We start from the raw sequence: 13375 nt of genomic DNA on the forward strand, positions 1-13375 counted from the left end.
ATTGCATTCGGGATGAAGGTTAAGTTCTGTCATCCTGAACGCAGTGAAGGATCTCCAAATGCAGACATTGCACCACACTCAGGAGATCCCTCATTGCATTCGGGATGACGGTTAAGTTCTGTCATCCTGAACGTAGTGAAGGATCTCCAAATGCAGACACTGCACCACGTTCAGGAGATCCCTCATTGCATTCGGGATGAAGGTTAAGTTCTGTTATCTTGAACGCAGTGAAGGATCTCCAAATGCAGACATTGCACCACACTCAGGAGATCCCTCATTGCATTCGGGATGACGGTTCAGTTCTGTCATCCTGAACGTAGTGAAGGATCTCCAAATGCAGGCATTGCGCCACATTCAGGAGATCCTTCATTGTATTAGGGATAACGCTACTCCCGAGTTTTTTTAAATCACTTAGTGCAGAGAAGCGGTTTAACTTCCCTGCCTATCTATTCAAGCACTACCGATTAAGGTTAAATTCAATTGTCGACCACAAACCCATGCTTTAGTAAGATCTCGAACTACTTCCTTAGACATACCTTTAGGAAGTCGAACAGTAGAATGATCTTCATGAATTTTAAGACCCGTAATATATCGACTTTGTAAACCGGCTTCATTAGCAATTGCCCCAACAATATTTCCGGGTTTTACACCATGAACTTTACCCACATCAATTCGGAACAAATCCTGGGCAGTTGATTCATCATTAAATTTTTTGCGATCATCGCCAAAGTTTTTTCGCTCACCGCCAAAAGCTTTTTTATCACCGCCAAAACTTTTACGATCGCCTCCAAATCCCTTTCTGTCTTCACCAAAACGTGAGGTACGCTCTGAGCGGCCATCACCATTTCTGCTGACTCGACCTTCTTTAGCTGGTCGAGGTGATTTAGGTAAAGCCAATTCTTTTTTCCAGGGTAAATCTTTATGCAACAATAAAGCGAGGGTTGCCGCAACATCTACTGCTGAGACTTCATTTTCCTTAATGTATTCTTCAACGATACGCTTATAGGATGGTAGATTTGCATGTTCCAGACGCTCTGTTATATTTGCCATAAAACGCTGTTGTCTGGCCACTTGAATCATATGATCATTAGGTACATTGACTTTTTCTATACGTTGACGCGTATGTCGTTCAATACTGCTGATTAAGCGTGATTCTTTAGGCGTCACAAACAGTATAGTCACTCCGGAGCGACCTGCTCTTCCGGTTCTGCCAATTCGATGCACGTACGTTTCATTATCATGGGGCAAATCATAATTAATAACATGAGTTACACGTTCTACATCCAAACCACGTGCCGCAACATCAGTAGCAACCAATATATCAATAGCACCCGATTTAAATTGAGAAATAATGCGTTCACGCAATGCCTGGGTAATATCACCATGAATTGCCATTGCCCGCAGTCCTTGTTGTTGCAATAACTCGGCAACTTCTTCTGTGCTGCTTTTGGTACGAACAAATACGATAACACCTTGATAATCTTCAACCTCCAGAACACGTACCAAGGCATCAGGTTTCTGATGACCTGAAGCAAACAGAAAGCGCTGTTCAATACTTTTTACTGTCGCTGTTTCCATTCGAATTTCGACAGAAGCCGGATCAGTTAAATAGGTATTGGCGATTTGGCGAATGCGATGTGGCATAGTCGCGGAAAATAATGCGATTTGTTTTTTCTCGGGTAATTTCGCCAGAATTGTTTCAACATCTTCAATAAAACCCATACGCAACATTTCATCTGCTTCATCCAGAATGAACGTACGTAAATTGTCCAAAGGTAAAGTACCTTTGTCTATATGATCCAGGATACGGCCCGGGGTTCCGACCACAACCTGCGCGCCACCACGTAATTGTTTTAATTGACGACCATACTCCTGGCCACCACACAATACAGCAATAGTAGTGCCACGTTGATGTTTACTTAATATTTCAAATTGCTCAGCAACCTGAATGGCTAACTCACGGGTAGGCGCTATAATTAAAGCCTGTGTCCCCTGAATTGAAGATGATAAATTCTGTAGTATCGGTAGAGCAAAAGCGGCAGTTTTACCAGTACCTGTTTGAGCTAAAGCAATGGCATCGCGCCCTTGCAATAACAACGGAATAGTTTGTGCTTGTATAGGCGAAGGGGTTGTAAACTTCATATCCTCTAGTGCTTTATTCAAAGCATCTGAAAAATTAAAGGCAGAGAAATTGGTAATTTCTTGAGTCATAGTGTTCCTGATATAGTAAAGCGTAAACCTGAAAAGGTTAAGTAATATAAAAATTGCTCAGTATAATAACAAAATAAACAGGATGATGCACTATATTTATTTATTTTCTCTTAAAAAGTAGGCCATTTACATTTAAAAATATAGGTTTTATTCTGTCAAAAATGATTTAAATTAGAACAAAAAGTAGATGGATCTCAGGGGCAAACAACAAAACGCCAGCATTGCTTCACCAGGTGTTTCTGTAGTGCATTTAAAATACGTCGTTTGAGCTAAGTCAAACGATGAGAGCAAAAGTATCCTCTAGTAATTCAAATGTTGCAGGTAAATGCCCAATAGATTCCCCATCTGCCTCAACATGAATAATACTATTATCTTTTGGTTCAATAGTTATTTTTTTTGCCTGTACGTATTGTACGTTCTTATCCAAAATATGAGTTCCTGAATAAATTTCAGGTAGTTTCAGAAGAGCGTTAAAAGTTGTGAAATCACCAAAGAGCACTACATCAATGAGCCCATCATCCAATTTTGCCTTTGGAGCTACATGCATACCACCGCCAAAAAATTGCCCGTTGCATGCTGCCAATAAAAGTAGAGAACAATCAAAAAATGAAGCATCATCGATTTGAATTCGTACCGGTGATCTTTTGTAAGTAAATAAAGCCACTAATGAATGAAGAAAATAATTAACCGAACCGCCCACCTTTTTAAACCATCGACTGTTACTCACTGTCGAAACAACCTGTCCTGAAAGACCACAACTGGCGATATTGATAAAATAATGGGGAGGCTGATCAATAAAATTAATTTTGCCAATGTTACAGTTCACAAATTGGTTATTTTTTAAACGGTCTAAAAATTGGATAATATCCTGCTTTGGAAATTGTCTGATAAAATCGCCCCCACATCCCGCATTAAAATATGCGATTTTAGTTTTTTGAATCTCTATTTTATCCTGTTTTATAATACCGTTGATCGCATAACTTAAAGTACCATCTCCACCAATAATTAATAAATAATCCGGTTTATCAGACAATAATTCCTGTGTCAAAGGCGTCAGTTCATCGCCGCAAGCCGAGATCCTGTAAGTCATTTTATCAAATAGTGTATTTAATCCCGATTGGACCTTCAGCCAGATTTTTTTACCCCGCCCACCACCTGACTCGGGATTAATAACAACAGCAAGGCTGCTCATATTAGAGCAGCCAACCTGCATGCTTGATCGATGGCATGGCGTGCATCAAGTTCTAAAGCTTTATAAGCACCCCCAACCAAATGCACTGATTTACCCATTTGCTTTAACGGATCATATAATTCTTTTAACTCGGTTTGCCCCGCACAAATAACTACAGTATCAACATTCAAAATTTGTGGTTTTTCATCCAATTTGATATGCAAACCTTGATCGTCAATGGCTTCATAACTGACTCCGGAAATCATCTTGACTTTTTTATGCTTTAAACTTAATCGATGAATCCAGCCTGTAGTTTTGCCTAAACGTTTCCCCATTTTTTCTTTTTTACGTTGCAATAAATAAACCTCACGAGGGCTTGGAGCATTTTGCGCAGGTCGAAGCCCGCCTCGATGCTCTCCTTTAATATCAATGCCCCACTCCTCATAAAATTGATCAAGAGTTGATAGATGCTCATGAGTTAAAAATTCAGCGACATCAAATCCAATGCCTCCGGCGCCAATAATCGCTACTCGCTCACCAACAGGTTTATTTCGATTGATTACATCGATATAACTGACCACTTTCTCATGATCGATACCTTTAATATCCGGAGTACGAGGCTTGATGCCTGTGGCAAGTACGATTTCGTCAAAGTCGTTTAACAAATCGACATTGGCTTCTGTATTCAAACGCAGATCGACCTTAAACTTTTGCAATTGGTACTTAAAGTAATTCAGCGTATGTTGAAAATCTTCTTTACCAGGAATTTGTTTCGCCAAATTAAACTGACCACCCAAACGATCACTTCGTTCAAATACAGTAATTTGATGCCCTCGTTCTGCAGCTACAGCCGCAAAAGCAAGACCTGCGGGACCTGAACCAACCACCGCGATCGATTTAGGCTTATGAACCGCTTGATAGACTATTTCTGTTTCATTGCAGGCGCGTGGATTAACCAGACAGGACGCTGATTTGTTGACAAAAACCTGATCAAGACAGGCTTGATTACAGGCGATACAGACATTAATCGCTTCAGATTCACCACGTTTTGCTTTTTCAGCAAATTGCGGATCAGCCAATAAAGGTCTGGCCATGGAAATCATATCCGCGAACCCATCTTCTAAAAGTTGATTAGCAAGTTCCGGTGTATTAATACGGTTAGAAGTTATAACCGGAATGCTCACTTCCGGTTTCAAATGTTTGGTTATGGAAGTAAATGCTGCAGGAGGAACCATGGTTCCAATGGTAGGTATACGAGCCTCATGCCAGCCAATACCGGTATTGATTATATTGGCTCCTGCTTGTTCTATAGCTTTAGCTAAAATTACTACTTCTTCCCAGCTGCTTCCTTCAGCAATCAGATCCAGCATGGACAATCGATAAATGATAATGAACTGTTCACCAACCGCTTCACGGACAGCCCGCACGATTTCAACAGGGAAGCGAATACGGTTTTCGTAACTTCCGCCCCACTCATCACGGCGATGATTCGTATGAGATACGATAAATTGATTGATCAGATACCCTTCGCTGCCCATTATTTCAACCCCATCGTAACCAGCAGCTTGTGCAAGCCGGGCACAACGAGCAAAATGTTTGATGGTTTTTTTAATGCGCCACTGACTCATTACCCAAGGTTTAAAAGGGCTGATTGGCGATTTGATGCCGCTGGGAGCAACGATAAATGGATGATAGCCGTAACGGCCGGCATGCAAAATTTGCATGGCTATCTTGCCGCCAGCTTCATGGACGGTATGAGTCACTAATTCGTGTCGATGCTGTTCTTTGCTGTTGGTCAGTTTCGCCGCAAACGGTGCCAAACGTCCTGATCGATTAGGGGCAAAACCGCCAGTAACAATTAAACCGACCCCGCCTAAAGCACGTTCACGATAGAATTCTGCCAAACGCATTAAACTTTCTTTATCTTCTTCAAGGCCTGTATGCATAGACCCCATCAACAAACGATTTTTAATTTGTGTAAAACCTAAATCCAAAGGCTGGAACAAGGCTTTAAACGGGGTATTATCAATTCTCAATTCCATGAGTGCTCTCTAGTTAAAGACATCAAAATAGAAAGTATAAACCCTGCTTGTTTTACAGCAACCACTTTTTTACAAAGAGATGAATTTAATGAAGAAATTGGTCGTTTTTCATCAATACAGGGCTTATGAAAAAACCCAAGGTCGAGGCAAAAGGAATTGCTATAACTTTTCAATTACCTAGGAAATTTCGTCATCCTGAACGCAGTGAAGGATCTCCAAATGCAGGCACCATGCCGATTTCAGGAGATCTCTCACTTCGTTCGAGATGACGTATACCCTCCGAAATTTCGTCATCCTGAACGCAGTGAAGGATCTCCCAATGCAGGCACCATGCCGATTTCAGGAGATCTCTCACTTCGTTCGAGATGACGTATACCCTCCGAAATTTCGTCATCCTGAACGCAGTGAAGGATCTCCCAATGCAGGCACCATGCCGATTTCAGGAGATCTCTCACTTCGTTCGAGATGACGTATACCGTCCGAAATTTCGTCATCCTGAACGCAGTGAAGGATCTCCCAATGCAGGCACCATGACGGTTTCAGGAGATCTCTCACTTCGTTCGAGATGAGGTATACCGTCCGATATTTCGTCATCCTGAACGCAGTGAAGGATCTCCCAATGCAGGCACCATGACGGTTTCAGGAGATCGCTCTCTTCGTTCGAGATGACGGTTTCTGACCGAATTTACGATTCCTTCTCACAAAGAAATTGGGCGTTTTTCGTAAGTCCTGTGGTATAAATCTTTATCTTGAGTAATACTTATGACACGAACATCACACTAGGGATAAAAAATGACAAAATGTTCTACTCTAATTATTGCTTCACTTCTCAGCTTCAATACAGCCCATGCAGCAGAAATGTCGGCTACAATCAATACAACTGGAGCCAATCAGCACGCCCTCGGATCGGTAGTATTTACCGAAACGCCCTTTGGACTGTTGATTAAGCCAAATCTGACAGGACTCACTCCTGGACTACATGGCTTCCATTTGCACCAACATCCTGATTGCGGTGCTGACGGTATGAATTCAGGTGGTCATTATGATCCCGCTAATACCAATAGCCACCAGGGCCCTTACGGTAACGGACATCTGGGTGATCTGCCGGTACTTTATGTATCTGAAGAAGGAATAGCCAACACCCCCACGCTTGCTCCTCGATTAAAATTAAATGATTTAAAAGGTTTAACTACTATGATTCATGCCGATGGTGATAATTATACTGATACTCCCCCTCTAGGTGGTGGTGGAGCTCGAATTGCCTGTGGCGTAATTAAGTAACACGATCTTAATCGGGTGCGGGTTTTTATACCCGCACCTTGTCGTTACTCAAAGTCTTGTACAAATCACCAACTATCGAAATCGTTTACTTACGTACACCGCATGAATTACAGCGCTTATTCTGCCTACACGAGCTATGGCTGCGGCTGAAAATCCGTGTTCCTTTAATTGATGGGTATGGGAACTAATACACGTACCACAACCATTAAGTGAAGAAACTGCCAAAGACAAGGTTTCAAAAGTAACTCTGTCAACGCCTGGATTCATCATACCCTGCATCCTTAACCCGGCAGGGATATGTTCCACTTCAGGATTTTCGGTTAAATGGACAAATCGATAATAAATATTGGTCATTGCCATTAAACTTGCTGCCAATTGTGAGGCATTAATCACCTGTTCATCATCAATTTCCTCCTTGATTTCTGTAATGAGCTCTTTATCGCCTAACGAATAGGCAACTGCCAGAGCAGAGCCTAAAATCTGTTGTTTACTCAATCCATCATTCATGGAAACATCCAGAACCTTGCCTAGATTTAAACGGATGTCTTTAGCAATTTCTGGCAAAAAGTTTTTAATATTCTCAATCATGGTGCGTACCTCAGTATGTAATTATTTTAAATGGATGGTTTCTTCACCTTTTTTCCAGTTGCATGGGCAGAGTTCATCAGTTTGTAAGGCATCAAGAACTCGTAACACTTCAGCTGGATTGCGTCCTACATTTAAATCGGTAACCATCACAAAACGAGTAATTCCCTGAGGATCAACAATAAAAGTAGCTCTTTGAGCAACACCTTCCTGTTCATCTAATATTCCTAATTGACTACACAACTCTCGTTTTACATCTGCCAGCATTGGAAAAGGTAAATGATTCAAATCCGGATGCTGATTTCTCCATGCCAAATGTACAAATTCACTATCTGTACTGCCTCCAAGCACCTGAGCATCCCGATCAGCAAACTCAGAATTCAGTTTACCAAATTCAGCGATTTCAGTAGGGCAAACAAAAGTAAAATCTTTAGGCCAGAAAAATACAACCAACCATTTCCCTTGATACGTTTCATTCGTAATAACCTGAAAAGCATTATTCAAATCATTACTGACGGTTGATTTAATTTGAAAACTTGGAAATTTATTGCCTACGGTAATCATAAAAATACTCCTGGGTAAATTAATCTATCTCTCACCATTAATTTAGGTGAAATCAATATATAAATAAAATCGATTATATTTATTATTTCAATAGATATTATTGATTTAGAGTGCGATTTTAACTTCATTGTGTAAAAAATTTGGCTTTTATGGCTTTTATAAACTACTTTTATAGAAGGGCCTATAAAGGAACATTGTGTATGGAAGACCCATTCTCCGCATTGCTAAAATCCTTACAATCTGTATTTCATTTAGAAGCAATGAGAAATGGCAAGTACACCTATCCAGCTGTTCAACAACTAAAAGAAGCAACAGACCACTACAATCCTAATGCAAAAAACACATTCATCAGTTTACTGAGAGCAATAAGAGAGGCTCTTCCCAATATTGAAAAATGGAGGGTTAATTTCGATGACATCAGAAAATCCATGGACGCGATGGCTAAACTTCATCATATGCCCTCTATAGACTGGAATAAGGTTTTGTCGCATCCGAAAGTATCTCCAAAGTTTCAATTCAGCGCTCTAAACCATTCTCGAGTTGAAGATGATCTGCTCGTCTGGCTCACTGCAAAAACAGGAAAGCCGTATGCCAAACTGGATCATAATGAACTGACCCAGGCAATGTTGGACAATCGCGACAGACATGGATTTAGTCAGAAATTGAATGAACACTTAAAAAAACACCCGGAATTTCTATTTGATTTGATTATGAATTCGGAAAAAAACTTTATCAAAATATCTCAAACTCGACTCATTCTGTATTTAACCGACGAACAACTGGCAAAAGCGATAATTCAACATTCGCCCAACATGATACATAAACAAAAGGAACCATATGAACAAGTGGAATTATTAGTTCATAAACTCAATGACATATTATCCAATGGTCGATCGATTTCAACCTTATTACGTAACGGTACAGCCAAACCCATATTGGATAATTCTATATTTTTTCAAATCTATCAAAGCGAAGAATACTCTAATCGTCATGAAAGAAAACCGTCAGTTCCCACTATGGTTGAATCAGAGTCAATTAAACCCAGTTTTTAAACCGTGAACCTACGTTTAACCCTGAGCTATCCTCACTCTTTAAAAATCGACATTGATTAATCTTAATTTGCGCATTTTATTAGCTTGTCATCGGCGTGAACACACTGAAGATTCCTGGCATTGAACTATTCAACTGGTTAATAGCCCATCTGAGTATACTGTACGTCATTCCCTCGAAGGCGGAAATCGATGCACCAAATGAGCACCTGATTGTGTTTGCTTAATTGATCCCCGCTTTCGCGAGGATGACGTAGAACACGTGAGGAGCACCTGGAGCATGAAGTCCAAGTGCAATAAAACTAAAGTTTCTAATCCAGCAATCCCAGCTCTTTAACTGTATCGCGTTCTTGTCTCAACTCATTTAGAGTGATGTTAAACTTCTCCTGACCAAATTCATTTAATTGTAAATTATCAATTACAATTAACTCACCTTTCTCACGTCGACAAGGTACAGAGAAGATCAAGCCTTCATCAACGCCATATTCTCCTTGAGAACGAAGGGACATAGAGAACGACTCACCTGCAGGAGTATCCGTTACTAAATGATTAACGCCAGTAATAATAGCATTGGCAGCTGAAGCAGCAGAAGAAGAACCACGTGCTTTAATAACCGCGGCGCCTCGTTGTTGAACAGTTGATACAAAAGTATCTTTCAACCAGGCTTCATCCGTGATCACTTTGGCTGCAGAAACGCCATTAATTTTAGCATTATAAAAATCAGGATACTGAGTTGCAGAATGGTTACCCCAGATGGTCATTTCAGTTACAGCCGTTATATCAACACCGGCTTTTTTAGCCAATTGAGTTCTTGCTCTTAACTCATCAAGGGTGGTCATTGCGTAAAAGCGATCATTAGGAATGTCTTTTGCATGATGCATGGCAATCAAACAGTTGGTATTACATGGATTACCAACAACAAAGACTCTGACGTCATCGCTGGCGTAATCATTAATTGCCTGACCCTGCTTGGTAAATATACCACCATTGATCTGCAATAAATCAGAACGCTCCATACCTTGTTTACGTGGTACTGAACCGACTAATAATGCCCAGTTAATACCATCCATTGCCGCATTCATATCCGCTGTACAGACAATACGTTTTAATAATGGGAAAGCGCAATCATCCAGTTCCATAGCAACGCCTTCCAGTGAGGGAAGAGCAGGCTCAAGTTCCAAAAGATTCAATTCTACTTCAGTGTCAGCTCCAAACATTTGGCCTGACGCAATTCGAAACAGTAGCGCATAACCTATTTGTCCTGCTGCGCCTGTTACCGCGACTCTCACTCGTTTCTTCGACATGTTATTTCCTCTTATCTAACCACTCTTTAGCTAAAAATAGCGCAGCAATACTGCGCGCCTCGGTAAAATCCGGTTTTTCTAGTAACTCCAAAGCAGCACTTAGGGGCCACTCAACCATTTCTGGTGGTTCCGGTTCATCCCCTTGCAAAGGTGAATGATACAATCCCTGAGCGATAACCACCTCGATTCGCGATCCAAAATAACCAGGAGCCATACTCATGGTGCGTAACCAATGAAGCTCTTTAGCCGCGAATCCAATTTCTTCCCGCAACTCTCTATTTGCTGCCTCAACAGGAGTCTCACCTTTATCAATAACTCCTTTAGGAAAAGCCAATTCATAATTATCAGTTCCCGCAGCATACTCCCGAACCAATAGTAATGACTCTCCAGGAGTTAAAGCAACTACCAATACAGCGCCGTGTCCATGACTTTTAATGCGTTCATAAACTCTTTTTGCGCCATTAGAAAACTCTAAATGCATTTCTTCAACAGTAAACAACCGTGATTTGGCAATCACCGTTCTCTGTTTGCAAATTGGCTTTTCTCTCATAGTTCACTATCACTTATTTGGTGACAAAACAGTTGTCATGATACTATCGCATTCTCAAACAAGCCAGTCTAAAAATTTTAATGCTTCCATTATCTTTATACATCCACATTCCATGGTGCATTCGGAAATGCCCTTACTGCGATTTTAACTCTCATAAAAGCCCTGATGCTTTACCGGAAGACCATTATGTTCGTGCATTAATTGAAGACTTAAAATCCGATTTATCCCGATTTCCGGTTCGAGAAATCACTTCAATTTTCATAGGAGGTGGCACTCCCAGCCTCTTTTCTGCAGAAGCCTATGACTCCTTGTTTACCCAGTTAAAGCAACTGCTTCCTTTTGCTCCCGATATTGAAATTACTATGGAGGCCAATCCGGGGAGTGTTGAACAACAGCGTTTTACAGAATACAGACAAACAGGAATCAATCGACTGTCCCTGGGCATTCAAAGTTTCAACCCGGTTCATTTAAAAGCTCTGGGACGGATTCATGACGAACATCAATCCCATGCAGCTATCGGTGCTGCACGAAAAGCCGGTTTTGATAATCTTAATCTCGACATCATGCATGGCTTGCCAAATCAAAGTATCGAACAAGGACTTGCTGATTTGGCCACAGCATTAAGCCATCAGCCAGAACATCTATCCTGGTACCAATTAACCATAGAACCAAATACTGTATTTTACAAAGAAAAACCGCCTCTTCCATCAGAAGATGATGCTTTTATTTTAGAAGAGCGAGGTTTTAGCCTGTTACAGAAATCAGGTTATACACGTTATGAAATTTCAGCGTTCTCACAACCAGACAAAAAGGCCCGACATAATTTGAATTATTGGTTATTTGGCGATTATTTGGGAATAGGGGCCGGTGCACATGGAAAAATTACCACAGCACACTCAATTCTAAGAACCAGAAAACACCGTCAACCTAAAGATTATTTAAATCAGGACAAACCCTACCTGGCTCATATTGAAGAAGTAACTAATGAAGAATTATTATTCGAATTCATGTTAAATACTACTCGCCTGGAACAACCCATCCCGCTGGAATTATTCAATCGAACAACGGGTTTGGATTTAAATCTGTTGCTCCCCAAATTAAAAACAGCCCAGGATAAAAATCTTATCGTTCTGAATCATGATCATTGGCAAGTATCTCCATTAGGAAGACGCTTTACCAATAACCTGCAGGCTCTTTTTTTACCCTGATATTCCATTTATAGAGTCATTATCACTAAAATGAAGCCAACTTTTCGCCCCGAAAGCCTTATCCCTGATCGGGTTATTCAAGAACCCGTCTCTTGAATTTTAATTACTCGAATCACGCAATTCATAATGAATAACTTTCAGTTGCTAGAACATAAAGATTATCTCATAATAAAAAATAATTTTGCTAAAGGAGCTCCCGGTGACTCTATTTCTATTCTTGGTAATTCTTGCTTACTTAATGGGTTCATTCTGCTCAGCAATCATTGTTTGTCGATTATTTGGTTTACCTGACCCAAGAGAAGAAGGTTCAAAAAATCCGGGAGCAACCAATGTCCTTCGTATAGCCGGGAAAAAATATGCGGCATTTGTAATGATTGGAGATGTTCTTAAAGGAACCATTCCTGTATTAATCGCCAAAGCACTTGGCGCGACCCCGGCAGTTATAGCATTTACAGCTTTGGCTGCTGTTATTGGTCATATGTTTCCCGTGTTTTTTAAATTTAAAGGAGGGAAAGGTGTTGCAACAGCGATTGGAGCATTGCTCGGCTTTCACTTTATTATTGGGGTCATGGTTGCCACAACCTGGTTATTAGTAGCTAATTTTTCACGATACTCATCCTTAGCTTCTATCGTAGCCATATCCTTATCGCCCTTCTATTCATTACTTGTAGTAGGTCGGCTGGATATATTCCCTCCATTATTCTTTATTGCCCTGCTGGTACTCTACAAACACAAGAACAACATTAACCGATTAATCGATGGTGTAGAACCTAAAATAAAATTTAAACCAGACGTAATCCACGACATCATGGAATCACCCTCTGTGATTAACGACAACGAAGAAGTCCCAACTCAAAAACCCGTTGCTCCTGAATCTAAAACTGAAAAAGTCAAAGAAAAAATCAAAGAAAAAGTAGAAGAAAAAACGCCTAAATCAAAAGCGCCAGAAAAGAACGTTAAAACCACAAAAGCCGCACCCAAGAAAGCAAACAAAACAGAAGAGCCCACAAAAAAGGCAAAAACAACAAAACCCAAATCCACTAAAGCCAAAGAAGAAAAATAGAGCGAGTACTTTTTTAAGTACTCACCATCCCCTTCCACGGTCGGATTTTTACAAGTTGCGATAATCCTTCTACTTCATAAGTCGTAGCCCGTATTAGGCGCAGCCGTAATACGGGAATGATGAGGCTTCGAACTTCCCGGTCTATACAGCTGCGCCTAATACGGGCTAGATTGTTAAATCCAGTTCGCAGAATACAACTCCATAAACCCGAACGGTCGGATTTGAGTGCAGGTTGTGAGAACTCCGAACTAAAAAAAGCGGAGTGTACATCAAGTACATGAGCATTTTTTTAGAGCGGAGTTCTCGCAAGATGCGCCAAATACATCAAACTACTGAACGGTCGGATT

The 13375-nt window shown here is 40.7% G+C and carries 11 protein-coding genes; 4 read left to right on the forward strand and 7 right to left on the reverse strand.

The window, feature by feature from the left end; genetic code table 11:
* Positions 1-450 precede the first annotated feature (450 nt).
* The 3 genes from IZU94_RS09915 to IZU94_RS09925 all read right to left on the reverse strand — a co-directional run bounded on the left by IZU94_RS09915 (position 451) and on the right by IZU94_RS09925 (position 5424).
* Positions 451-2211, reverse strand: a complete 1761-nt coding sequence (locus IZU94_RS09915) for a DEAD/DEAH box helicase (protein WP_203110274.1) — start codon at positions 2209-2211, stop codon at positions 451-453.
* Between the two features lie 274 nt (positions 2212-2485).
* Positions 2486-3403 carry a diacylglycerol/lipid kinase family protein gene (locus tag IZU94_RS09920; RefSeq protein WP_203110276.1) on the reverse strand — a complete coding sequence of 306 codons (918 nt, stop codon included), beginning with the start codon at positions 3401-3403 and terminating at the stop codon, positions 2486-2488.
* Positions 3400-5424, reverse strand: a complete 2025-nt coding sequence (locus tag IZU94_RS09925) for an NADPH-dependent 2,4-dienoyl-CoA reductase (RefSeq protein WP_203110277.1) — start codon at positions 5422-5424, stop codon at positions 3400-3402. Before IZU94_RS09925 ends, IZU94_RS09920 begins: the two co-directional genes overlap by 4 nt.
* A 792-nt stretch (positions 5425-6216) precedes the next feature.
* On the opposite strand from IZU94_RS09925, the gene IZU94_RS09930 reads away from it, so the two are divergent.
* On the forward strand, positions 6217-6705 hold the full coding sequence (locus IZU94_RS09930; protein ID WP_203110278.1) for a superoxide dismutase family protein: 489 nt from the start codon (positions 6217-6219) through the stop codon (positions 6703-6705).
* 72 nt (positions 6706-6777) lie between these two features.
* Here IZU94_RS09930 and IZU94_RS09935 read toward each other — a convergent pair whose 3' ends face one another.
* Together IZU94_RS09935 and IZU94_RS09940 are read right to left on the reverse strand one after the other, a co-directional pair.
* On the reverse strand, positions 6778-7293 hold the full coding sequence (locus IZU94_RS09935) for a carboxymuconolactone decarboxylase family protein (protein ID WP_203110279.1): 516 nt from the start codon (positions 7291-7293) through the stop codon (positions 6778-6780).
* Positions 7294-7314: 21 nt separating this feature from the next.
* Positions 7315-7854, reverse strand: a complete 540-nt coding sequence (locus IZU94_RS09940) for a peroxiredoxin (RefSeq protein WP_203110280.1) — start codon at positions 7852-7854, stop codon at positions 7315-7317.
* 200 nt (positions 7855-8054) lie between these two features.
* Here IZU94_RS09940 and IZU94_RS09945 point away from each other — a divergent pair, with 200 nt between their 5' ends.
* The gene (locus IZU94_RS09945; RefSeq protein ID WP_203110282.1) at positions 8055-8906 is read left to right on the forward strand and encodes a hypothetical protein; all 852 of its coding nucleotides are present in this window, start codon (positions 8055-8057) and stop codon (positions 8904-8906) included.
* 308 nt (positions 8907-9214) lie between these two features.
* Here IZU94_RS09945 and IZU94_RS09950 read toward each other — a convergent pair whose 3' ends face one another.
* Together IZU94_RS09950 and nudE are read right to left on the reverse strand one after the other, a co-directional pair.
* A complete protein-coding gene (locus tag IZU94_RS09950) occupies positions 9215-10207 on the reverse strand; it encodes a malate dehydrogenase (protein ID WP_203110284.1) in 993 nt (330 codons plus the stop codon).
* A 1-nt stretch (position 10208) separates the two neighbouring features.
* A complete protein-coding gene (gene nudE, locus IZU94_RS09955) occupies positions 10209-10757 on the reverse strand; it encodes an ADP compounds hydrolase NudE (protein ID WP_203110286.1) in 549 nt (182 codons plus the stop codon).
* A gap of 80 nt (positions 10758-10837) precedes the next feature.
* Between nudE and hemW the strand changes: the two genes are divergently transcribed.
* Entirely contained in the window at positions 10838-11965 is a 1128-nt protein-coding gene (gene hemW / locus IZU94_RS09960) for a radical SAM family heme chaperone HemW (RefSeq protein ID WP_203110288.1), read from the forward strand.
* A 199-nt stretch (positions 11966-12164) separates the two neighbouring features.
* Positions 12165-13028, forward strand: a complete 864-nt coding sequence (gene plsY, locus IZU94_RS09965) for a glycerol-3-phosphate 1-O-acyltransferase PlsY (RefSeq protein WP_203110290.1) — start codon at positions 12165-12167, stop codon at positions 13026-13028.
* Positions 13029-13375 lie beyond the last annotated feature (347 nt).

The sequence above is a fragment of the Legionella bononiensis genome (assembly GCF_016786215.1).
Lineage (GTDB): Bacteria > Pseudomonadota > Gammaproteobacteria > Legionellales > Legionellaceae > Legionella > Legionella bononiensis.

Coding starts and splice junctions, on each gene's coding strand:
- IZU94_RS09915 (WP_203110274.1), bottom strand. CDS start 2,211: ATGACTCAAGAAATTACCAATTTCTCTGCCTTTAATTTTTCAGATGCT.
- IZU94_RS09920 (WP_203110276.1), bottom strand. CDS start 3,403: ATGAGCAGCCTTGCTGTTGTTATTAATCCCGAGTCAGGTGGTGGGCGG.
- IZU94_RS09925 (WP_203110277.1), bottom strand. CDS start 5,424: ATGGAATTGAGAATTGATAATACCCCGTTTAAAGCCTTGTTCCAGCCT.
- IZU94_RS09930 (WP_203110278.1), top strand. CDS start 6,217: ATGACAAAATGTTCTACTCTAATTATTGCTTCACTTCTCAGCTTCAAT.
- IZU94_RS09935 (WP_203110279.1), bottom strand. CDS start 7,293: ATGATTGAGAATATTAAAAACTTTTTGCCAGAAATTGCTAAAGACATC.
- IZU94_RS09940 (WP_203110280.1), bottom strand. CDS start 7,854: ATGATTACCGTAGGCAATAAATTTCCAAGTTTTCAAATTAAATCAACC.
- IZU94_RS09945 (WP_203110282.1), top strand. CDS start 8,055: ATGGAAGACCCATTCTCCGCATTGCTAAAATCCTTACAATCTGTATTT.
- IZU94_RS09950 (WP_203110284.1), bottom strand. CDS start 10,207: ATGTCGAAGAAACGAGTGAGAGTCGCGGTAACAGGCGCAGCAGGACAA.
- nudE (WP_203110286.1), bottom strand. CDS start 10,757: ATGAGAGAAAAGCCAATTTGCAAACAGAGAACGGTGATTGCCAAATCA.
- hemW (WP_203110288.1), top strand. CDS start 10,838: ATGCTTCCATTATCTTTATACATCCACATTCCATGGTGCATTCGGAAA.